The sequence below is a fragment of the Listeria farberi genome (assembly GCF_014229245.1).
In the GTDB taxonomy this organism is placed as follows: Bacteria; Bacillota; Bacilli; order Lactobacillales; family Listeriaceae; genus Listeria; species Listeria farberi.
Genome location: NZ_JAARZJ010000003.1, coordinates 164,584 through 185,620 on the forward strand (window position 1 = coordinate 164,584; position 21,037 = coordinate 185,620).

24 protein-coding genes are annotated in these 21,037 nt (G+C 36.3%); 20 read left to right on the top strand and 4 right to left on the bottom strand.

Going from position 1 to position 21,037, the window contains the following annotated elements; translation table 11 throughout:
- Nucleotide 1 precedes the first annotated feature (1 nt).
- Together pieS and pieR are read right to left on the bottom strand one after the other, a co-directional pair.
- The gene (pieS, locus tag HCB45_RS03920; protein WP_185318830.1) at nt 2–1,441 is read right to left on the bottom strand and encodes a two component system sensor histidine kinase PieS; all 1,440 of its coding nucleotides are present in this window, start codon (nt 1,439–1,441) and stop codon (nt 2–4) included.
- Entirely contained in the window at nt 1,438–2,124 is a 687-nt protein-coding gene (pieR, locus tag HCB45_RS03925) for a two component system response regulator PieR (RefSeq protein ID WP_185318829.1), read from the bottom strand. The genes pieS and pieR overlap by 4 nt, the downstream gene beginning before the upstream one ends.
- Before the next feature lie 167 nt (nt 2,125–2,291).
- Between pieR and HCB45_RS03930 the strand changes: the two genes are divergently transcribed.
- The 6 genes from HCB45_RS03930 (at nt 2,292) to HCB45_RS03955 (ending at nt 8,541) form a co-directional block, all read left to right on the top strand.
- Complete coding sequence (locus HCB45_RS03930; protein ID WP_185618914.1) at nt 2,292–3,794, top strand: ABC transporter permease; 1,503 nt, start codon at nt 2,292–2,294, stop codon at nt 3,792–3,794.
- Between the two features lie 8 nt (nt 3,795–3,802).
- On the top strand, nt 3,803–4,498 hold the full coding sequence (locus HCB45_RS03935; RefSeq protein WP_185318827.1) for an ABC transporter ATP-binding protein: 696 nt from the start codon (nt 3,803–3,805) through the stop codon (nt 4,496–4,498).
- 307 nt (nt 4,499–4,805) lie between these two features.
- The gene (gene alaS, locus HCB45_RS03940; RefSeq protein ID WP_185618916.1) at nt 4,806–7,445 is read left to right on the top strand and encodes an alanine--tRNA ligase; all 2,640 of its coding nucleotides are present in this window, start codon (nt 4,806–4,808) and stop codon (nt 7,443–7,445) included.
- A 92-nt stretch (nt 7,446–7,537) separates the two neighbouring features.
- A complete protein-coding gene (gene reoM / locus HCB45_RS03945) occupies nt 7,538–7,810 on the top strand; it encodes an IreB family regulatory phosphoprotein ReoM (RefSeq protein ID WP_003719797.1) in 273 nt (90 codons plus the stop codon).
- Nucleotides 7,807–8,223: a Holliday junction resolvase RuvX gene (ruvX, locus tag HCB45_RS03950; RefSeq protein WP_003762351.1), complete on the top strand. Its 417-nt coding sequence runs from the start codon at nt 7,807–7,809 to the stop codon at nt 8,221–8,223. Before reoM ends, ruvX begins: the two co-directional genes overlap by 4 nt.
- 15 nt (nt 8,224–8,238) lie before the next feature.
- Nucleotides 8,239–8,541, top strand: coding sequence for a DUF1292 domain-containing protein (locus tag HCB45_RS03955; protein WP_003722010.1), 303 nt, complete (start codon nt 8,239–8,241; stop codon nt 8,539–8,541).
- A 45-nt stretch (nt 8,542–8,586) separates the two neighbouring features.
- On the opposite strand, the gene HCB45_RS03960 is transcribed toward HCB45_RS03955, so the two are convergent.
- On the bottom strand, nt 8,587–9,213 hold the full coding sequence (locus tag HCB45_RS03960; RefSeq protein ID WP_185618918.1) for a DedA family protein: 627 nt from the start codon (nt 9,211–9,213) through the stop codon (nt 8,587–8,589).
- 202 nt (nt 9,214–9,415) lie between these two features.
- On the opposite strand from HCB45_RS03960, the gene mltG reads away from it, so the two are divergent.
- From mltG to HCB45_RS03990, 6 genes are all read left to right on the top strand, one after another.
- A complete protein-coding gene (gene mltG, locus HCB45_RS03965) occupies nt 9,416–10,486 on the top strand; it encodes an endolytic transglycosylase MltG (protein ID WP_185618920.1) in 1,071 nt (356 codons plus the stop codon).
- A gap of 76 nt (nt 10,487–10,562) precedes the next feature.
- Nucleotides 10,563–11,216: an O-methyltransferase gene (locus HCB45_RS03970; RefSeq protein ID WP_185318823.1), complete on the top strand. Its 654-nt coding sequence runs from the start codon at nt 10,563–10,565 to the stop codon at nt 11,214–11,216.
- Nucleotides 11,213–11,842 (top strand): uridine kinase, encoded by a 630-nt coding sequence (gene udk, locus HCB45_RS03975; RefSeq protein WP_003762345.1) that lies wholly within the window; start codon nt 11,213–11,215, stop codon nt 11,840–11,842. The genes HCB45_RS03970 and udk overlap by 4 nt, the downstream gene beginning before the upstream one ends.
- Nucleotides 11,843–12,034: 192 nt before the next feature.
- Nucleotides 12,035–12,517, top strand: a complete 483-nt coding sequence (greA, locus tag HCB45_RS03980) for a transcription elongation factor GreA (RefSeq protein ID WP_003722004.1) — start codon at nt 12,035–12,037, stop codon at nt 12,515–12,517.
- 47 nt (nt 12,518–12,564) lie between these two features.
- Complete coding sequence (locus HCB45_RS03985) at nt 12,565–13,197, top strand: YrrS family protein (RefSeq protein ID WP_185607761.1); 633 nt, start codon at nt 12,565–12,567, stop codon at nt 13,195–13,197.
- Between the two features lie 49 nt (nt 13,198–13,246).
- On the top strand, nt 13,247–13,948 hold the full coding sequence (locus HCB45_RS03990; RefSeq protein ID WP_185618922.1) for a 5'-methylthioadenosine/adenosylhomocysteine nucleosidase: 702 nt from the start codon (nt 13,247–13,249) through the stop codon (nt 13,946–13,948).
- 32 nt (nt 13,949–13,980) lie between these two features.
- Here HCB45_RS03990 and HCB45_RS03995 read toward each other — a convergent pair whose 3' ends face one another.
- Entirely contained in the window at nt 13,981–15,789 is a 1,809-nt protein-coding gene (locus HCB45_RS03995; protein WP_185618924.1) for a M3 family oligoendopeptidase, read from the bottom strand.
- Nucleotides 15,790–15,950: 161 nt separating this feature from the next.
- On the opposite strand from HCB45_RS03995, the gene HCB45_RS04000 reads away from it, so the two are divergent.
- The 8 genes from HCB45_RS04000 to HCB45_RS04035 are packed head-to-tail and all read left to right on the top strand — an operon-like array spanning nt 15,951 to nt 20,991.
- Complete coding sequence (locus HCB45_RS04000; RefSeq protein ID WP_185618926.1) at nt 15,951–16,472, top strand: YqeG family HAD IIIA-type phosphatase; 522 nt, start codon at nt 15,951–15,953, stop codon at nt 16,470–16,472.
- Nucleotides 16,469–17,569 carry a ribosome biogenesis GTPase YqeH gene (gene yqeH / locus HCB45_RS04005; protein ID WP_185318818.1) on the top strand — a complete coding sequence of 367 codons (1,101 nt, stop codon included), beginning with the start codon at nt 16,469–16,471 and terminating at the stop codon, nt 17,567–17,569. Before HCB45_RS04000 ends, yqeH begins: the two co-directional genes overlap by 4 nt.
- A gap of 19 nt (nt 17,570–17,588) precedes the next feature.
- Complete coding sequence (gene aroE, locus HCB45_RS04010) at nt 17,589–18,407, top strand: shikimate dehydrogenase (RefSeq protein ID WP_185318817.1); 819 nt, start codon at nt 17,589–17,591, stop codon at nt 18,405–18,407.
- Entirely contained in the window at nt 18,407–18,697 is a 291-nt protein-coding gene (yhbY, locus tag HCB45_RS04015; RefSeq protein WP_185318816.1) for a ribosome assembly RNA-binding protein YhbY, read from the top strand. Before aroE ends, yhbY begins: the two co-directional genes overlap by 1 nt.
- Nucleotides 18,698–18,715: 18 nt before the next feature.
- The gene (locus HCB45_RS04020; RefSeq protein ID WP_185318815.1) at nt 18,716–19,282 is read left to right on the top strand and encodes a nicotinate-nucleotide adenylyltransferase; all 567 of its coding nucleotides are present in this window, start codon (nt 18,716–18,718) and stop codon (nt 19,280–19,282) included.
- Complete coding sequence (yqeK, locus tag HCB45_RS04025; RefSeq protein WP_185618928.1) at nt 19,269–19,844, top strand: bis(5'-nucleosyl)-tetraphosphatase (symmetrical) YqeK; 576 nt, start codon at nt 19,269–19,271, stop codon at nt 19,842–19,844. The genes HCB45_RS04020 and yqeK overlap by 14 nt, the downstream gene beginning before the upstream one ends.
- Before the next feature lie 4 nt (nt 19,845–19,848).
- Nucleotides 19,849–20,205 carry a ribosome silencing factor gene (rsfS, locus tag HCB45_RS04030; protein ID WP_003721994.1) on the top strand — a complete coding sequence of 119 codons (357 nt, stop codon included), beginning with the start codon at nt 19,849–19,851 and terminating at the stop codon, nt 20,203–20,205.
- 54 nt (nt 20,206–20,259) lie between these two features.
- Nucleotides 20,260–20,991 carry a class I SAM-dependent DNA methyltransferase gene (locus tag HCB45_RS04035; protein ID WP_185618930.1) on the top strand — a complete coding sequence of 244 codons (732 nt, stop codon included), beginning with the start codon at nt 20,260–20,262 and terminating at the stop codon, nt 20,989–20,991.
- Nucleotides 20,992–21,037: the final 46 nt, after the last annotated feature.

Here is a 21,037-nt window from a genome sequence, read left to right on the forward strand (position 1 = left end):
TTTATTGCTCATTATCTTGGAAAAATGGTAAACGAATCGTAAATGTCGTGCCTTTATTTGGCTCACTCGAAGCGCTAATTGTTCCATCGTGGTATTCAATTAACTGCTTCACAATTGAAAGTCCAATTCCTGATTCACCGAAAGCTGTATTCGTCCGAGACATATCTGCTTTATAAAATCGTTCCCAAATTTGTTCTAATTCTTCTGTATTCATGCCGATACCAGTATCCGTAATAGTTAATACAGATTCCTTATAATCTTGGGTACCCGTTAATGTAATCTTACCATTTTTAGTAAACTGGACACTATTTTTAACAATATTAATAAATACTTGAGTTAAACGATCATAATCAGCGTAAATAAACATATCTTTATCAATATTTACTGTAATCGCGTTACCTTTTTCATTAGCAACATAATCTAGTTGTTCTTTAATTAACTCTAAAAATTCATAACCATTAAAACGCGTTTTTTGTAGTTTGATTTTATTACTACGTATTTTTTCGTAATCCAGGTTTTCATTAACTAATTTTGTTAACCGTTTTGCTTCTGTATCTATTAAAGCAATACAGCGATCTGTTTCGCTTTTTGGAATGATATCATTTACTAGTCCCTCTGTTAAGCCGCTGATTGTTGTGAGTGGAGTACGCATTTCATGGGAAACATCTGCGATAAACTGACGACGGCGTTTTTCTTGTCGTTCAATTTCTTCTTGAGAGGTCTCAAGTGTTTGTGTCATTTTGTTGAAATCAATGGCAAGTGCGCCAATCTCATCAAAATTATTCTCTTTTAGTCGTGCCTTATAATTGCCTTGGATCACATCTTTTGTCGCTGAACGCAATTTATTAATCCGATTGACTTGTAGTTTGGACAGAATAGCACTCAAAATAAGTGCAATCGTAATCGATAATAAAATAGTATAGAACATATAACGATTTATTGTTCCAATCACTTGTTCAGTTCCGCTAATTGGAGAATTCAAGACGATGGATCCAACAAATTTATCGCCGTCCATAATTGGCACATAAACAATGGTCATTTCACGATTAAAACGATTGTCGATTTTTTTACTAACTGTTTCACCACTTTTTAGTTTTTTCTTATCATCTTTTGAAATCGAAAAATCTTTTGGTAATGGCTGATTGAGCTGAGCAGGGTAAATTGTTTCGTCATCTGCATTCTTGATGGTGTAATGGATCTTTTTAACATCTAAAATGCGCTGATACGTATTAAGAACCTGAATTGTCGCATCTTGCGGTGAGTGGCGAATGTCCATCGAAATTGTTTCACCATAACTAGTCAAATCATCGACTTGGCTTTGATAAAAATAGTCTTTCAGTGAGTGAGAAACAAGCACACCAATCATAATACAAGCAATCAGTAAAATGATAAATTGTGTGAAAAAAAGTTGGTAGGCATATTTAAATTTCATTCGCTTCATTCCGTTTCATCAAATTTGTAGCCTACACCCCAAACAGTGTGTAAAAACGGCTTCGTGTCTGTTGCGATTTTTTGGCGTAAACGTTTGATATGAACGTCCACTGTACGCTCATCCCCGTAAAATTGATAACCCCAGACTTGCTCAAGTAACTGTTCCCTTGAAAAAACTTGACGAGGATGTTGCATTAGAAAGTAAAGTAAATCAAATTCTTTCGGAGTCAAAGCATCAAGCAGCTCGCCTTGATAAAAAATTTCCCGGGTGCGTTTACTAATTTTAAAATAAGTTGTCTCCAAAATATCTTCATCGTTTTCAGTGGTCGAATGATTATTTTTTCGACGAGTAACTGCTTTGATACGAGCCATTAATGTAAGTGGGCTGAATGGTTTAGTTACGTAATCATCTGCACCCATTTCGAGACCAAGCACTTGGTCTGACTCTGATTCTTTTGCCGTTAAAATAATAATTGGAACATCACTAACTTCACGAATTTTACGGCAAATTGTCATTCCGTCCATATTTGGTAACATTAAATCAATAATTGCAATATCAAAATCATCCTTAAAAAATGTTTCATAACCAAGTTTTCCATCATGAACAAAGGTGGCATCAATTTCTTCTTTCATAAAAAACATTTCTATCATTTCACAAACACTAACGTTATCTTCTATCATAAGTAGTTTCATATTTTGTATTCACTCCTCTTACATTAAAACTAGACTAATTAGACCCAATAATCAAGCCAAATTATTTTTTTCGCGAAAGTTTAAAATATGCATCATAGTTTGTTCATAGTTTCTTCATAACTGCCCAGTAATCTTAGTGGAGTAGAAACGGAAATGGAGGAAAATACATGAATTTTTTTAAGAGAGCATGGCTCAGCATGAAAGCAAGAAAAGGCAGATCTGTTTTACAATTAATTATTTTTACAGTTGTTTGTGTACTTATTTTATCAGGCTTTACTATTCAATCTGCTGCAGATAAAGCAAGCGAATTGGCAAGAGAACAGCTAGGCGGCACAGTGACATTAACCGTCGACCGAGAAAAACAAATGCAGACAATGCGTGATGAGGCTTCAAGTAGCGATAGTAGCTCTACTGAATCTAAACCACAATTTCAAAGCAGTCCGATAGATGTCAGTGATGCTAATGATTTGGCGGGATTAAATCATGTAGCAAGTTACAATTACTATTCCAGTACACAAGCTCTAGCATCCGGATTTGATCCGATTGAGTCTTCCGGTGATACATCTTCTTCAAGTGATGAATCATCCACTACAACTGAAACACAAGGACCAGGAGGCGGCCAAGGTGGACCGCAAATGGTAGATGCGGATTTAAGCATTAGTGGATTACTTGACTCTGCAACTAGTACTGATTTTGAAGCTGGAACTAGTGAATTAACAAGTGGTGTAGCAATTACTTCTGCTGACAAAGATAAAAATGTAGCTATGGTAGAAGAAAATTTAGCAGAAGAAAATAATTGGAAAGTTGGCGATTCTTTCACTGTTACATCAAGTGATGGTAATACAAAAGTAACATTAAAAATTGTTGGTATTTATAAAACAACGGATTCTGGAAGTGATATGGCACAAAATTTCTCTTTCCTAAATCCTTATAACAAGGTATATGTTCCTTATACAGTAGCAAATACAATTAAAGGTTCTGATTATAAAAACACGGTTGATTCCGCCGTTTATACAATGGATGATGCAGCTAATATTGCTGCTTTTGAAAAAGAAGCAAAAAAAGTTGATAGTATTGATTGGGATACATTTAAACTTGATGCCAATGATACACTTTATCAACAGATGATTGGACCAATCAACAGCGTGGCATCTTTCTCTAAAAATGTGGTTTATATTGTCAGCATTGCAGGTGCTTTAATCTTAGGTTTACTCGTAATGATGCAAGTGCGTGATCGTAAATATGAAATGGGTGTACTTCTAGCAATAGGCGAGAAGCGTGGTAAATTAATTGCGCAATTCTTTGTTGAAATTTTGATTGTAGCACTTGTTTCCTTTGGATTAGCCGCTGCAAGTAGTCATTATGTAGCACAATTAGCAGGTAATCAATTACTGGCACAACAGAATTCATCTACTACAGAAACCACAAGTTCAACAGAAAACCGTGGTCCTGGTGGCGGTGGCCAAGGCGGTCCAGGTGGATTTGGAGAGAGTGTGAGTAACTTGACGAAAAATACGGAACAAATCAAAGAGTTAGACATTCAAGTTACGTTAGAAGATATGCTGAAAATGGGAGGGATTGGCATAGGAATTGCCTTTATCTCTGTTCTTTTACCAGCTGCACTCGTTCTTCGTATGAATCCAAAAACAATTCTAACTAAACAGGAGTAGGTGACGATATGACCAAAGTATTGACGTTTGAAAATATCTCTTATTGGTATAAAACAAAAGATGAATCGATTTTAAGTGATATAAATTATGATTTTGAAGCTGGTGTTTTTTACACAGTAGTCGGAAGTTCAGGCTCAGGAAAAACAACCTTCTTATCTCTTGCGGGAGGACTGGATACGCAAAAAGAAGGCGATATCTACTATAAAGGTAGTTCGCTCAAAAGCATAGGCTTACAACAATTTAGAAATAGATATGTATCCATTGTATTCCAAAGTTATAATCTATTGACGTATATGACCGCTCTTCAAAACGTTACAACGGCAATGGAGATTACCCATGTCAATCAGCCAGATAAAAAAGCTTTTGCACTTAGCATGCTAGAAAAAGTGGGCATTACGGAGAAAATGGCGCGCCAAAAAGTGCTGACTTTAAGTGGTGGACAGCAGCAAAGGGTTTCAATCGCACGGGCATTATGTTGTGAAACGGAATTAATCGTTGCAGATGAACCTACAGGAAACTTAGATGAACGAACAAGTAAAGAGGTAGTTACCTTATTCCAAGATTTAGCGCATAAAGAAGGTAAATGCGTTATCATGGTGACGCATGACCCCGAGATTGCCAAAGTGTCAGATATAAAACTAACACTTAAAAACGGAAGCTTTGTTGAAAAGAAACAATCAACGAACAGTCTAATAAACAGTTGACATTTAGCCATCCGTTCTTTATAATTTAGTTTATTGTTGAATAAATATTGATACATGATAGGAATATGATTTTGGTTTCCACGTGATTAGAGAGTTTTCCCTTGGCTGAAAGGAAAACCACGCTTGTCCCGAAGTTGCTCTCCTATTAGATGATCCGTCTTATCCACGTTAACAGATAACTGAAGAGGTAATGATACAAAGTCTATATCATTGCAAACAGGGTGGTACCGCGATTTCACTAAAATCGTCCCTGTGAGCAATCATATAGGCTTTTTTTGTTGTAAAAACCAAAAGGAGGAAATAAAAGATGAAACAATTATCAAGCGCAGAAGTAAGACAGTTATTTTTGGATTTCTTTAAAGAAAAAGGGCATACTATCGAACCTAGTGCTCCACTTGTACCAAATAACGATCCGACGATTCTTTGGATTAATAGTGGTGTGGCAACCATGAAAAAATACTTTGATGGTTCGGTTATTCCGGATAATCCAAGAATGGCTAATGCACAAAAATCAATTCGTACAAATGATATTGAAAACGTAGGTAAAACAGCTCGTCATCATACATTTTTTGAAATGCTAGGAAACTTTTCGATTGGTGATTACTTTAAAGAAGGCGCAATTCTTTTTGCTTGGGAATTTCTAACAAGTCCTAAATGGATTGGCTTTGATCCTGATAAATTATATGTAACTGTTTATCCTGAAGACGAAGAAGCAAAGACTTTATGGCGCGAAAAAATCGGTTTAAGTGATGATCATATCGTGGAAATTGAAGATAATTTCTGGGATATCGGTATTGGACCAAGTGGCCCAGATAGTGAAATCTTTTACGACCGCGGACCTGCTTTCGGAGATGACAAAAGTGACCCAGAACTATATCCTGGTGGCGAAAATGAACGTTACTTAGAAATTTGGAACCTTGTATTTTCTCAGTTTAACCATAATCCGGATGGAACCTATACACCACTTCCTAAACAAAACATCGATACCGGGATGGGGCTTGAACGTATGGTTTCCATCATTCAAGACGCGCCAACCAACTTTGAAACGGATTTATTTATGCCGATTATTCGTGAAGTAGAACAAATTGCTGGCGTGAAATACGGCCATTCACAAGAAAATGATGTGGCATTTAAAGTAATCGCTGACCATATTCGTACCGTAGCATTTGCAATTGGCGATGGTGCATTACCGTCCAATGAAGGACGTGGATATATTTTACGTCGTTTACTTCGTCGTGCTGTTCGATATGCAAAAGTCCTAACAATCAATGAACCATTCATGTACAAATTAGTACCCGTAGTTGGGAAAATCATGAATAGTTTCTATCCAGAAGTAGAAAACCAAACAGACTTTATCCAAAAAGTGATTCGCACAGAAGAAGAACGCTTCCACGAAACATTAAACGAAGGTCTAGCAATTTTGGAAACAATACTAAAATCGGCGAAAGAAACGAACGAACAAGTGATTAAAGGCGCAGATATTTTTAAATTATACGATACATTCGGTTTCCCAGTTGAATTAACAGAAGAATACGCAGAAGATCACGGCTTAAAAGTTGACCATGCGGGATTTGAAGCAGAAATGAAAGAACAACGTGACCGTGCTCGCTCTGCTCGTGCTGATGTAAAATCTATGCAAGTGCAAGGTGAACTGCTTGCTAATTTAACCGAAAAAAGTGCATTTGTTGGCTACAACTCAACAGAGCACGTTTCGGAAATCTTGTATTTAATTCAAAATGACACTCTTGTTGACGAAATAACTGCTGGAAATGAAGCGCAAGTTATTTTCAAAGAAACGCCATTTTATGCAGAAAGCGGCGGACAAGTTGCGGACAAGGGAACTATTGAAAGCGAAACTGGGCTTGCTTATGTAGAAGATGTTCAAAAAGCACCAAACAAACAAAATTTACACCGTATTTCTGTAAAAGAAGGTATTTTAAAAACAGGTGACACAGTGAAACTGACTGTTGACACAGTGAAACGCCGTGAAACAATCAAAAACCATACAGCAACACATCTTTTACATCGTGCACTTAAAGATACATTGGGCGAACATGTTAACCAAGCAGGTTCACTCGTTTCACCAGATCGTTTACGATTTGACTTCTCTCATTTTGGTCAAATTACAGAAGAAGAATTAACAAAAATGGAAGAAATTGTCAATGAAAAAATCTGGGAACAAATCAATGTCGTAATTGAAGAAATGCCAATAGCGGAAGCAAAAGAACTTGGCGCTATGGCACTATTCGGCGAAAAATACGGTGATATTGTACGAGTTGTACAAGTAGGCAAATATAGCATTGAACTATGTGGCGGTGTCCATGTCCGAAATACAGCCGATATTGGTCTATTTAAAATCGTATCCGAAACAGGTATCGGAGCAGGAACTAGACGTATCGAAGCTGTTACTGGCAAAGAAGCATATCGCTTTGTAACGGAACAAGAAAATACATTAAAACAGGCAGCGAGTCTACTAAAAACAACAACTAAAGAAACACCACAAAAAGTAGAACAATTACAGGCTGACTTGCGCGAAGTGAGACGCGAGAACGAATCATTATTAAGCAAATTAGCAAGTGCTGCAAGCGCTGATATTTTTGAATCACCAGAAGAAATCGGTGGTGTTAAAGTGATTGCAAAACAAGTAAATGCGAAAGATATGAACCAATTACGTCAGTTTGTTGATAACTGGAAAGATAAAAAAATTGGTGGTGTTCTTGTTTTAGGCGCTGTTCAAGGTGATAAAGTAAACTTGATTTCTGCAGTTTCAGAAGATGCAATCAAAGCTGGCTATCACGCTGGTAAACTTTTAAAAGAAGTTGCGACACGATGCGGCGGAAATGGTGGCGGACGTCCTGATATGGCGCAAGCTGGCGGTAAAAATCCAGCTGAACTAGGAACAGCTCTTGATTATGTTTCTACATGGGTGAGAGAACAACAAGCATAAATTTTCAATAAAGCACTTCATTTTTCTTTGTTATTTCCGTTCACATGGTGTAAAATGAATAGAGATACATGAAGGAATGAGGTGCTTCGATTATGGATTCAAAAGATCAAACAATGTTTTACAACTTCGGCGATGACTCAATTGAAGAAGATGTAAAAAAATTAATGAAACAAGTCTACGTTGCTCTTGAAGAAAAAGGCTATAATCCCGTAAATCAAATCGTTGGCTATCTACTCTCAGGTGACCCTGCCTATATACCTCGTCACAAGGATGCCCGGAGCATGATACGCCGTTTAGAACGAGATGAAATTATCGAGGAACTTGTTAAAGCGTATCTGAAAAATAACGAAATTGGTGAGAAATGAGAATAATGGGTTTAGATGTCGGCTCGAAGACAGTCGGCGTAGCGATAAGTGATCCACTTGGTTGGACCGCACAAGGTGTTGAAACCATTCAGATTGACGAGAGCAGAAAACAATTTGGCTATGACAGAGTAAAAGAGCTCGTGCTCGAATACGAAGTTGAAAAAGTCGTTGTTGGGCTACCGAAGAATATGAATAATACCATCGGACCTCGTGCTGAAAGTTCCAAAATATATGCTGAAGTACTTGAGTCAAGAATCGGACTCCCTGTTGTACTTTGGGATGAACGTTTGACCACTTCTGCCGCGGAAAGAACTTTGATTGAAGCAGACGTTTCGCGTAAAAAACGAAAAGAAGTAATTGATAAGTTAGCTGCAGTAATGATTTTACAGTCCTATTTGGACACTACTAATTAATTTGAGGTGAATTTAATGGCAGAAGAACATAACCATAATCATGAAGAAGAAAATATTATTTGGATTACAAATGAAGAAGGAAAAGAAGAAGCTTACGAAATTCTTTTTGACTTTGATTCCGAAGACTTTGACAAATCTTACGTATTATATTTCCCAGCTGGTAAAGGGGAAGACGAAGAGATTGAAATTCTTGCGTCTAGTTATATCCAAGATGAAGAAGGTAAACAAGGTCAACTTAAACCTGTTGAAACAGATGAAGAATGGGATATGATTGAAGAAATCCTTGCAACTTTCCTTGCTGACGAAGACGAAGAATAATATTTTAAAAAGCATGTCCTGACAAAAACTGTCAAGACATGCTTTTTATTTTGCGTTTCTAGCTCGTTTATTCCATACTTTGTAAGCAAGGTAGACAACGATGGCAATAACTAAAGCTAACATTAAATAGCTAATTGGTCGCGTATATTTTTCCACAACGCTCCAATTGGAACCTAATGAATAACCAAGCCATGTCAGAAAAATATTCCACGGAATGCAACCTAAAATCGTATATATAACAAATTTCCAGACATTCATTTTGGCAATTCCAGCCGGTAAAGAGATAAATGTTCGGATAACTGGCAAAATACGACCGAAAAATACAGCTCTAGCTCCGTAACGACCAAACCAAAGTTCGGCTTTATCCAAGTGCTTCACATTTAAGAATATGTACTTTCCGAATTTCAATACTAAAGCTCTACCGCCGAATTTACCAATGTAGTAAGCAATCAGTGAACCGACTAAGTTACCAGCGATACCAGCAAATACAACGAGCCAGAAATTCAATTTCCCAGCTTCCGCCATAAATCCGCCAAACAGCATGATAACTTCACTTGGAAGCGGAATGCAGACACTTTCGATGAGCATTCCGAGGAAAATTCCCCAGTGACCAAGTGAGTCTACTAACCACATCGTAAAATCTTGCAAACTTTGTATTAACGTATGTAACATCCAAAAGACTCCTTCAATCTTTATTTAATTGGCAGAAGCAAGTCCTTGACCGATTCTGTCTTGTTCGTTTAATCACGCTGTTTATTATACCGAAAAAACATAAAAACGTCACTTTTTAAGAAAATTTTCCGTATTGAATAGCATTTTTTTTAGATAATCGGTATAATAGATAGGAATTGTTTTCAATGAAATGAGGTCTATAATGAAGAATACAAAAGGTAAGAAAATTACAATTATTATTTCTGTTATTATTCTAATTTTAGTAATCGCAACTTTTGCAGGGTATTATTATGTGAAGTCTCAGCTAGAGCCAAGAGACGAAGCAAGCAAAGAGAAGATCGCTGTTGAAATTCCAGCAGGATCTAGTATTTCAGATATATCTACTATTTTAGAAGATAAAAAAGTCATTAATAACGCTTCTATTTTCTCTTTTTATGTAAAATATAATAATGATACGAATTTAAAAGCTGGGAACTATGAATTCAGTCCAGCGATGAACACAGATCAAATCGTAAAAAAAATGCAAGAAGGTAAAACTGTAGTACCTGCAAAACTAATCATTCCAGAAGGATACACGTTAGACCAAATTGCTGATAGAATTGTCGCTTATCAACCTAAATTAAAAAAAGCCGATGTTCTTAAAATAATGGATGATCCAGAGTTTGTTGCTTCCATGATAAAAGCATATCCAGAGACAGTAACCAATGATGTGTTAAATAAGGCCATTAAACATCCATTAGAGGGTTATTTGTATCCAGCTACGTATACTTTTAAAGGAACAGATGTATCTGCTGAACAAATTATTACGGAGATGGTCAAAGCAACAGATGTTAATATTGCTAAGTACCGCGACGAACTAACTAAACAAAAAATGTCCGTGCATAAATTCCTAACAATGTCTTCCATCATTGAAAAAGAAGCAACTGCTGATGTGGATCGCAAAATGATTGCTAGTGTTTTTTATAATCGTTTAGCAAAAAATATGCGTTTACAAACCGATCCTACTGTTCTATATGCGCTTGGTGAACATAAAAGCAAGACAACTTATAAAGATTTAGAAGTAGAGTCGCCGTATAACACATACAAAAACAATGGATTGCCACCAGGTCCAATTTCTAATAGCGGTGATACATCTATGGAAGCAGCTCTTTACCCAGAAAAAAGCGATTATCTATACTTTTTAGCGAATACGAAAACTGGTAAAGTTTATTTCTCTAAAACATTAGAAGAGCACAACAAACTAAAAGAAGAGCATATTACGAAAAATAATTAAAATGAACCACTTGTCAGAAACATGTTTTGCATGCTTTTGACAGGTGCTTTGTTTGTTAAAATGAGGGGATTTAGCAGTGAATGATATAATTCATGATTATTTATTAAAACATATTCCGAAGAGCGCGCCTTTTTTTGAAGAATTAGAAATATATGCAAAGAAACATGAAGTACCAATTATGGAGCCGGATTCGTTACATTGTTTATTACAAATTTTAGATATTCAAAAACCAAAGCGTATTTTAGAACTTGGAACAGCAATCGGATATTCTGCTTTAAAAATGGCAGATAAACTTCCAGGAACTGAGATTATCACTGTCGAACGTGATGAAGAACGATATAAAGAAGCTATACATAATATACAGCGTTACGGGGCTTCTGACAGAATAAAAGTCTTGCTTACGGATGCCATTGAAGGATCAGAAGAAATTTTAAAGTATGGTCCATTTGATGCCATATTTATTGATGCTGCCAAAGCGCAATATGAAAAGTTTTTCCATATTTATACAGATTCCCTTGCTCCAGATGGGGTGATTTATAGTGATAATGTTCTTTTCAAAGGACTTGCACTTGATATGTCACCAGAAAAACAGCGTAAACTTCGAGTTGCTCGCAAAATGCGCCATTTTAATGATTTCTTAGTGACGCATCCTGATTTTGATACTACAACTATTCCACTCGGAGATGGTTTATCTATCTCAAAAAGAAAGAAAACTGGAGGCATATCATGACAAAAAAACCAATCGTAGTTGGTGTAACTGGTGGTTCAGGTTCAGGTAAAACCAGTGTAACTAAAGCAATTTGTGATCATTTTAGTGGACACTCTATTTTAATGATTGCGCAAGATGTCTATTATCATGATCAAGCAGATATTAGTTTTGAAGAACGTTTAAAAGTAAACTACGATCATCCGTTAGCTTTTGATACGGACTTACTTATTTCCCATATAGCAGCGCTACGTCGTTATGAAACAATTGAAAAACCAATTTATGATTATGAAAAATATACACGTAAGCAAGAAGTAGAAATTCAAGAACCACGAGAAGTAATTATTTTAGAAGGTATTTTAATTTTAGAAGATAAGCGATTACGTGACTTGATGGATATTAAAGTATATGTTGACACAGATGACGATATTCGTTTTATTCGCAGGCTATTAAGAGATATGAAAGAACGAGGTCGAACAATGGATTCTGTTATCGATCAGTATCTTTCTGTAGTAAAACCAATGCATAACGAATTTATTGAACCAACAAAAAAGTTTGCTGATATAATTATTCCAGAAGGCGGGGAAAATCATGTGGCGATTGATTTGATGACAACTAAAATTGAATCAATCTTGCAAAAACATGTATAAGTAACAGGTAACACTTGTCAAACAGATTAATTTAAGGTAAAATTTTTCTAGTAAAAAGAGAGACAATTGCTTGCTATTTCAAGCGTGACATGTTAATCTTTCTCACGAGTAGTAATATTTTTTATGAAGGTGCGGAGCGATATCTCCGTGCTTTTCTATACAATAATGAACAAACAAAAGGAGCGAAAACGATTGGCGACAGAAAAAGTATTTCCAATGACCCTAGATGGGAAAGCAAAATTAGAAAATGAATTACAAGAACTTAAGACAGTAAAACGGAAAGAAGTAGTAGAACGGATTAAAATTGCCCGTAGCTTTGGTGATTTATCTGAGAACTCCGAGTATGATTCCGCAAAAGACGAACAAGCTTTTGTTGAAGGTCGTATCACTACTATTGAAAATATGATTCGTAATGCTCAAATTATTGATGCAGCAGAAGCTCATAATGGTTTAGTAACACTTGGAAACACCGTTACATTTATTGAATTACCAGACGGAGAAGAAGAAACATACACGATTGTAGGAAGCGCAGAAGCAGATCCTTTTGAAGGTAAGATTTCTAACGATTCTCCAATTGCTAAAGGTTTACTTGGTCATAAAGAAGGGGAAGAAGTAACTATCCAAACCCCTGCTGGCGACATGAGTGTTAAGATCGAAAAAATCACTGCATCTTAATTTTATCTGTTTTTATACAGCGGTTACTTATAAGGTGGTGAAAGCAAATGGCAGATAATCGACAATCAAATAACCGTCGCATTAAACAAAACCTAGTCGAGGGATCTCGCTCAAAACAAAATACAAAACGAAAAAAAACGAATTTAGTTTTAAATCTTTTAATTATCGTGGTAAGCTTACTTATCATTGGTAGTCTATATTTTGTTCTGTTTAAAACTGAAAGCGATCCAACTCAGCAAGATAACAAAACGGCATCTTCCAATACAAAAAAAGAAGATGCCGCTAAATCAAATAAAACTTCCGAAAAAAAATCGACTTCTTCGGATGAAAAATCAACAGAAACGACTAAAAGTGATGATCCTAATGTGGCAAAAGTTATTACAAAAGACTGGAAACCAATTGGAACTGAGCAAACTGGCAATCATGTGAATTCTTACAGCTCTACAAGTGTAGACTGGCAAGAAAAACGTAAAGCTTTTTCAGCAGCGACAGATATTCCAATCTCAAATACATCTCTTTGGTTTGTAGAGCAAGGGGCTGACCCTGCTACTCAAGCAATTGGAACACTTTCCACAAAAGAAAATCCTGATAAAGCTTACCGTGTTTATATTACATGGGTAGATGGTGAAGGATGGCAACCAACAAAAGTAGAAGAGCTAAAAACAAACGACAAAAGATAAAAGCACAGAAGTTAGTTGTTAACGACTGTGCTTTTTTGGAGGTTACATAATGAAAATAGGCATTATTGGAGCAATGGAAGAAGAAGTAGAACTTTTAAAAAACACCATGTCCAGTATAGAAGAAGTTATTATTGGCGGAGCAAAATTTTATATTGGCGAAATTGCCGGTAAAGAAGTGGTGCTTTTAGAATCAGGCATAGGAAAAGTTAATGCTGCCCTTGGTACCACACTTCTAGCAGACCGTTTTAAACCAGAAATTATTATTAATACAGGTTCAGCTGGAGGCATAGGTGAGGGTTTAGCAATTGGTGATGTCATTATATCTGATCGCTTAGCATATGGTGATGTTGATGTTACTGAATTTGGTTATACATATGGCCAAGTTCCCCGAATGCCAGCTTTTTATCAAGGTGATGCTGTTCTTTTGAAAAAAGCGGAGACAATTTATCGTGATTATTTTGCAGATAGTGAAAATAAAGCAGTATATGGTCTTGTAATTACAAATGATTCATTTATTATGCGTCCAGATCAACATGAAATTATTCGAACATTTTTCCCAGATGTGAAAGCTGTAGAAATGGAAGCTGCTGCCATTGCACAAGTAGCTTATCAATTTGATATTCCATTTCTCATTATCCGAGCTATATCGGATTTAGCCAATCAAGAAGCGACAATGTCTTTTGATGAGTTTATTCATCTAGCTGCAAAACAATCAGCTACTTGTATCATTGAATTATTAAAAACGATATAAAAAATCCAGGAGAAAGATTCTCCTGGATTTTTTTATTTTACATATTCTTCTGTTAAAGTAAGGAAATCTTCTACATCTTTAGCTGCAAGGGCAACTGCTTCTTCCCAGAAATCAGCTTTACGCAAGTCGACTCCAAGATGTTTTTCAGCAAGTTGCTCTGTAGTCATAGAACCCGTATCTCTTAGAAGAGCAATATATTTATCTTCATAGCCTGCACCCTCAGCTTGTGCTTTATGATATATACCAAGTGAGAATAAGTAACCAAAAGTATATGGGAAATTATAAAATGGTACGTCAGCAATATAAAAATGTAATTTAGAAGCCCAAAATTGCGGATGATATTCATCTAAAGCATCCAAGTAAGCTTCACGTTGCGCTTCCTCCATTAGGGAGTTAAGTCTATCAACTGAAACTACACCTTGTTTACGTGCCTCATAGAAATTACATTCAAAAATAAATCTAGCATGAATATTCATAAAGAAAGCAATACTACGACCAATTTTGTCTTCAAGTAGGGTGATTTTTTCTTCTTTTGTTTTCGCGTCTTTTACAGAAGCATCGGCAATAATCATTTCAGCAAAAGTAGAAGCAGTTTCCGCCACATTCATTGCGTAATCAGTGTTTTCAAATGGCTCTTCCCGAATAACGTGGGAGTGGAAGGCGTGTCCGAGTTCATGTGCAAGAGTTGCCACAGTACCAGGAGCTCCGTCATATGTCATGAAAATCCGGCTTTCTTTTTCGACCGGGAAATCCGTACAAAAGCCACCTGGACGTTTATTATCACGATCTTCAGCTTCAATCCATCCTTTTTCAAAAGCGGACTTCGCGAAGTTTGCCATTTTTGGGCTGAATTTATTAAATTGTTCGATGATAAATTCGGCGCCTTCTTGATACGTATATTTCTTAGGCTCACTTGAAAATACAAGAGGAGCTTCAACATCGTAAAAACTTAATTTTTCAAGACCAAGTAATTTAGCTTTTCTATCTAAGAATCGAACAAAAGTAGGCTTGTTCGTTTGGATAACATTCCACATAGATTTTAATGTTTGTTCATCTAAACGATTAATTGCTAGTGGCTCATCTAGGATATTTTCCCAGTTACGAATATCATATGTAGCTAAGCGGAAGCCTGACAAATGATTTAGTGTATCGCTAAATAAACGAGATTCTTCTTGCCAAACGCGCGTATATTCTTTGAAAACTGCTTGACGTACAGCGCGATCAGGATGATTTAACAAGTTTAGCGCTTGACCGGCAGAAACATCTTTTTCTTCTCCATCAATTGTAACGTGCATACGGAGTTTACCAACGATAGTATCATAGTGGTCAGACCAACCTCGATAACCATCTACGGATAAAGAATTAATCGCTGCTTCTTGTTCTTTACTGCCTTTTTTACGACGGTTGGTACGTGCTTCACTTAAAATAAAACTAATTTGTGATAAACCATTTTGCTTCATTAGTTCATCCCAAACACGGTCAGATATTTGAGCAAATTTGTCATGCCATTCATCTTCTGCCGTCGAAAGAGTAGCAACATATTGATAAATTAACGCAGAAAGTTCGTTTGCACGAGTATCATTCACATCTGCTGAAGCTAGACATTCTAAAAAAGAACCAGCAGTTAATAAAATTTTTGAGATGTCTGCATTTTGATTAACTAATAGTAGAAATTCTACTGAAGCTTCGGCATTTTCGGGAACTTCCCATTCAGATACATTCATAACAAAGCTATCCAAATCAGCTTTTACCTCTTGCAGTGTTTGCTGTAATTCTTCTGAACCACTACCGCCTACATATATGTTTTCTAAATCCCAAGTTAATGCATAATCTTTTGACATTAGTGTACCTCCTTAAAAAAATCATATCCTTTCATATTATAGCATTTTTCTAAGGTTTTTTTGTAAAATAAGCAGAAAGATGGTAAAATTTATAGATTATTAGTCTAATTGAATGTATGATAGAATAGACTGTACTAAATAAAAGAATGAGGTGCCAATACGTGTTAAAGCAATTCTCACCAGATAAAATGTTGAATACTCCATTTGGAATAACAGCAGAGCAGCTGCATAAAATGGGAAAGACTACTATTTTGACAGATCTTGACAATACGCTGCTTGCTTGGGATCAACTAGATGCAACGGATGAAGTTATCAACTGGTTTACTATATTGAAAGAAGAAGGAATCAAAGTTATGATTTTTTCTAACAATAATGAAGAACGAGTTGCTCGTGTGGCAAAAGCGATTGATGTCCCTTATTTAGCGCGGGCAAAAAAACCCTTAGGTGCTAATTTCCGCTGGGCACTAAAAGAAATGAATGCAACACCAGAAGAAACTGTGATGATTGGTGATCAAATTATGACAGATATATTCGGTGGGAATCGTCAAAAATTAACAACTATTTTTGTTCGTCCTGTGAAACAGACAGATGGTATGGCGACAAAATTAAATCGAATGATGGAAAGCGTTATTTTAAAGCGATTAGCAAAGAAAAACCAAATTAAGTGGGAGGAATCACTTTGACAGAAGAAATTAGATGTATTGGTTGTGGAGCGATTATTCAAACAGAAGATCCTGATAAAATCGGCTATGCGCCAAAATCATCCTTGAATAATGAACAAGTTATTTGTAAAAGATGTTTTCGTCTAAAGCATTACAATGAAATTCAAGATGTGGCGCTAACAGACGACGATTTTTTACGTATTTTAAATCAAATTAGTTCGAAGCAAGCTTTGATTGTCTATGTGGTGGATATTTTTGATTTTGATGGTAGTTGGTTGCCTGGGCTTCCTCGTTTTGCAGGAAGCAATCCGGTATTACTTGTCGGTAATAAAGAAGATGTATTACCAAAATCATTAAAACGCGATAAATTAACACGCTGGATGAGAACACGTGCCAAAGAACAGGGATTGGCGGCAACAGATGTGGTATTAGTTAGTGCTGAAAAAGGTCACGGTTTTGATACGCTTTTAGAGAAAATAGAAGAATTACGAAATGGACAAGATGTTTATGTTGTAGGTTGTACGAATGTTGGTAAATCAACACTTATCAATCGTATTATCAAACAAGCGTCTGGAGAAAACAATGTAATTACAACATCGCAATTTCCAGGGACAACACTGGATAAAATTGAAATTCCATTAGCAGATGGCAATGTACTTGTTGACACACCAGGAATTATCAATCATCACCAAATGGCACATTTTATTGATACGACGACACTAAAAGCTATTACACCTAAAAAAGAAGTCAAACCAGCCGTCTTCCAATTAAACGAAGAACAAACCCTATTTTTAGGGGCGCTTGCTCGCTTAGATTATGTTTCAGGTGGTCGCAAATCATTCGTAGTCTATGTATCTAATAATTTACCGATTCATCGGACGAAATTAGAAAAAGCGGATGCATTATATGAGAACCAAGCAGGATTAGTACTTCAACCGCCTACAGAAGAAGGAATAGAGGCACTTCCGAAGCTAGTACCGTATTCGTTCACAATTAAAGATAAAGCAGATATTGTCTTTTCCGGACTTGGCTGGGTTACAATTCCAGAAGGCGGCGCGAAAGTAACTGCTTGGGTTCCAGAAGGCGTGAGTGCAACTATCCGAACATCACTCGTTTAAAACTAAGGAGGCCTATCATTTGGAAAAATATGTTGTTATCGGAAATCCTATTCGTCACTCGTTATCCCCAGCTATGCAAAATCGGATTTTCCAAGAACTTGGAATGAATGCGGAGTATAATTCTGTTTTAATAGAAGAAGACACTTTTGAAACAGAAATCAAAAAACTAATGGATTCTGGTGTGCGCGGCTTTAATATTACCACGCCATTTAAAGAGCGTATTTTACCATTTTTAGACGAACTAGAGGATCTTGCAGCAGCTTCTGGCGCAGTGAATACGGTGCTGAAAAAAGAAAACAAGTGGTACGGATTTAATACAGATGGTAAAGGCTACTTAGAAGGATTAGAAGAAATCCGCTCAATTACAAAAGAAGATTCTATTTTAATCACTGGTGCAGGCGGTGCAAGTAAGGCAATTTATCTAGCACTTACAACGCATACAGATGCTAAAATAACCGTTGCCAACCGAACAGCGGAAAAAGCGATTGAAATGACGAAAGATAATAATCATCAAGCTTTAACACTAGAAGAAGCAGAAAAACAACTGGCTGATTTTACAATTATCATTCAAACAACTTCTATCGGTTTAGAAGCTTCTAAAAATAAAAGCCCAATTTCGTTGGCAAATGTAAAGCGAGGGACGATTTGTTCTGATATTATTTATAATCCAGCGGAAACTGCTTTTTTAAAAGAAGCAAAGAAAAATGGTGCCATTACCCAAAATGGCTTACCAATGTTTGTTAATCAAGGGGCACTTGCCTTTGAAATATGGACTGGCATTAAGCCAGAGCGATCACTGATGAAAGAAGCAGTACTCGAACAATTAGGAGGAAACTAATGTTAACAGCTACACAAAAACGTTTTTTAAGAAAAGAAGCGCATAATATCCAACCTATCTTTCAAGTAGGAAAAGGTAGCGTATCACCAAACTTAATTATCCACGTGAAAGAAGCTTTAGAAGCAAGAGAACTAATTAAAATCTCTATTTTGCAAAATTGCGAAGAAGATAAACAAACGGTTGCAGAAAAAATCAGCGCTCGCTCAGGCGCAGATATTGTTCAAGTTATTGGTAGAACGATCATTCTCTACAAAACTTCAATAAATAAGCAACAAATTAAATTGCCATAAATCTGGAGGAAACCTGCGATGAAACATAAAGTCGGTATCTTAGGTGGAACTTTTGATCCGCCACATTTAGCACACCTCCGCATGGCAGAAGAAGCCAAGCAGCAACTCGGGCTAGAGAAAATTCTTTTTCTACCTAACAAAATTCCGCCTCATAAACATATCAGTGGTATGGCTTCAAGTGATGAGCGTCTAGAAATGCTTCAATTGATGATAGAAGGTATTGATTCCTTTGAAATTGATACACGTGAACTCATGCGTACTGGAAAATCCTATACGTATGATACAATGCGTGATATGATTAGCGAACAGCCGGACACAGATTTTTATTTTATTATCGGCGGGGACATGGTAGAATATTTGCCAAAGTGGTATCATATAGATGACTTGGTAAAAATGGTGACATTCGTTGGAATTAATCGTCCACTTTATCAAACTGAAGTTCCGTATGATATCGTTAAAATCAATATGCCGGAAACGACAATTTCTTCCACAGAAATTAGGAATGATATTGAGAATGCAGGTGCCTTTCTACCAGAGAAAGTATGGTCATATATAAAGGAGCATCAACTTTATGGAAAGAAATGAAGTGCTAAAAAAAGTAGAAGCAGCTATGCCGAATGCTCGATTTAAACACACTTTAGGCGTAGAAAAAGCAGCAGTAGAACTTGCAGAACATTACCATATGGATGTAGAAAAGGCTAGAATTACAGCATTACTACATGATTATGCCAAGTACTATGATGATGATAAAGCGAGAAAAATCATTGAGGACGAGGGTTATGATCCACGTTTACTTGCGTTTCATCGTTCACTATGGCACGCTCCGGTTGGTGCCTATCTAGCAGAAAAAGAATTTGGTATTACGGATACAGAAATATTAGAAGCGATTCGTCTGCATACGACAGGAAGCGCTACGATGTCTGATTTCGATAAACTTATTTATCTAGCAGACTACACTGAACAAGGAAGAACATTTCCTGGTGTGTATAAGGCGCGTAGATTAGCACTTAAATCACTTGACGAAGCAATGTTATTCGCTTTATCGAATACGATTACGCATTTAATCAAAAAACAACAATTGGTTTTTCCAGATACTCTGGATGCATATAATTATTTTATTAATTTAAACTTGGAAGGAGACTATTAATAATTTGAACAGTTATGATACATTAATGCTGACCGCTAAGGCAGCAGATGATAAAAGAGCAGAGGATATTTTAGCACTAGATATGAAGGGGTTATCAAGTTTTGCGGATTATTTTGTAATCTGTCATGGTAATTCGGACAAACAAGTGCAGGCAATTGCTCGTGAAATTAAAGAAAAAGCTTTAGAAAATCAAGTAGATGTGAAACGTTTAGAAGGTTTTGATGCAGCACAATGGATTTTAATTGACTTAGGTGATGTCATTATCCATGTGTTCCATAAAGAAGAACGTTCTTACTATAACTTAGAAAAACTGTGGGGAGATGCGCCACTAGTGGACGTTTCCGCGGCGTTTATTTCATAATAAAAAACAGAACAGGCGGGAAATTCTCGTCTGTTTTTTTAAGGAGAAATTACTATGAGTTACGAACATTTTCCAGGTTTCTATGATAGATTAATGGATTCCGAACTTTACGATGAATGGCTAGAATTTACGGCTAATTTCATTGGAGATACTCCTAAAAAAGTACTTGATTTGGCTTGTGGAACAGCTGAATTTGCGCTACGATTAAGTTTTTCCAGTCATCAAGTTACTGGTGTAGATTTGTCTAAAGAAATGGTGACAGTTGCTAGAGAAAAAGTAGCGGCTGCTGAAATCAATTTGCCGATATTAGAACAAGATATGTCAAAATTAGCATTAAATCAAACGTTTGATGTTGTCACATGTTTCTGTGATTCACTTAATTATTTGGAAACAGAACAAGCGCTTGAAGCTACTATTCAAGCAGTCTCAGAACATTTAAAAACAGATGGCTTATTTTTATTTGATGTACATTCAGTCTTTAAAATGGACCAAGGGTTTAAAGATTATTCTTACGGAGATAGTGATGAAGAGATTTCAACGATTTGGAATTCATTTCTTGGCGAACATCCGCATTCTGTCGAACATGAACTTACCTTCTATATTTTAGGTGAAGATGATACGTATAATCGTGTGGACGAACTGCATAAAGAACGAACCTATCCAATCGCTACTTATGAAAATATATTAAAAAAATATGGTTTTACGAAAATTGATATTTATGCCGATTTTAGTCATGAAAAACCCAATGATACGAGCGAAAGAATCTTTTTCGTAGCAAGAAAGTAATTTTTTACTATTACTTTCTTTTTTTATGCCGTTTTTGCTTTAAGTT

Bases quoted from the DNA above. Each gene is read 5' to 3' on its own strand.
- yhbY (WP_185318816.1), top strand. From the start codon at position 18,407: ATGTTAACAGCTACACAAAAACGTTTTTTAAGAAAAGAAGCGCATAAT.
- HCB45_RS03995 (WP_185618924.1), bottom strand. From the start codon at position 15,789: ATGTCAAAAGATTATGCATTAACTTGGGATTTAGAAAACATATATGTA.
- HCB45_RS03955 (WP_003722010.1), top strand. From the start codon at position 8,239: ATGGCAGAAGAACATAACCATAATCATGAAGAAGAAAATATTATTTGG.
- HCB45_RS04020 (WP_185318815.1), top strand. From the start codon at position 18,716: ATGAAACATAAAGTCGGTATCTTAGGTGGAACTTTTGATCCGCCACAT.
- HCB45_RS03960 (WP_185618918.1), bottom strand. From the start codon at position 9,213: ATGTTACATACGTTAATACAAAGTTTGCAAGATTTTACGATGTGGTTA.
- HCB45_RS04035 (WP_185618930.1), top strand. From the start codon at position 20,260: ATGAGTTACGAACATTTTCCAGGTTTCTATGATAGATTAATGGATTCC.
- HCB45_RS03930 (WP_185618914.1), top strand. From the start codon at position 2,292: ATGAATTTTTTTAAGAGAGCATGGCTCAGCATGAAAGCAAGAAAAGGC.
- yqeK (WP_185618928.1), top strand. From the start codon at position 19,269: ATGGAAAGAAATGAAGTGCTAAAAAAAGTAGAAGCAGCTATGCCGAAT.
- pieR (WP_185318829.1), bottom strand. From the start codon at position 2,124: ATGAAACTACTTATGATAGAAGATAACGTTAGTGTTTGTGAAATGATA.
- pieS (WP_185318830.1), bottom strand. From the start codon at position 1,441: ATGAAGCGAATGAAATTTAAATATGCCTACCAACTTTTTTTCACACAA.
- ruvX (WP_003762351.1), top strand. From the start codon at position 7,807: ATGAGAATAATGGGTTTAGATGTCGGCTCGAAGACAGTCGGCGTAGCG.
- mltG (WP_185618920.1), top strand. From the start codon at position 9,416: ATGAAGAATACAAAAGGTAAGAAAATTACAATTATTATTTCTGTTATT.
- alaS (WP_185618916.1), top strand. From the start codon at position 4,806: ATGAAACAATTATCAAGCGCAGAAGTAAGACAGTTATTTTTGGATTTC.
- HCB45_RS03935 (WP_185318827.1), top strand. From the start codon at position 3,803: ATGACCAAAGTATTGACGTTTGAAAATATCTCTTATTGGTATAAAACA.
- HCB45_RS03985 (WP_185607761.1), top strand. From the start codon at position 12,565: ATGGCAGATAATCGACAATCAAATAACCGTCGCATTAAACAAAACCTA.
- reoM (WP_003719797.1), top strand. From the start codon at position 7,538: ATGGATTCAAAAGATCAAACAATGTTTTACAACTTCGGCGATGACTCA.
- HCB45_RS03990 (WP_185618922.1), top strand. From the start codon at position 13,247: ATGAAAATAGGCATTATTGGAGCAATGGAAGAAGAAGTAGAACTTTTA.
- udk (WP_003762345.1), top strand. From the start codon at position 11,213: ATGACAAAAAAACCAATCGTAGTTGGTGTAACTGGTGGTTCAGGTTCA.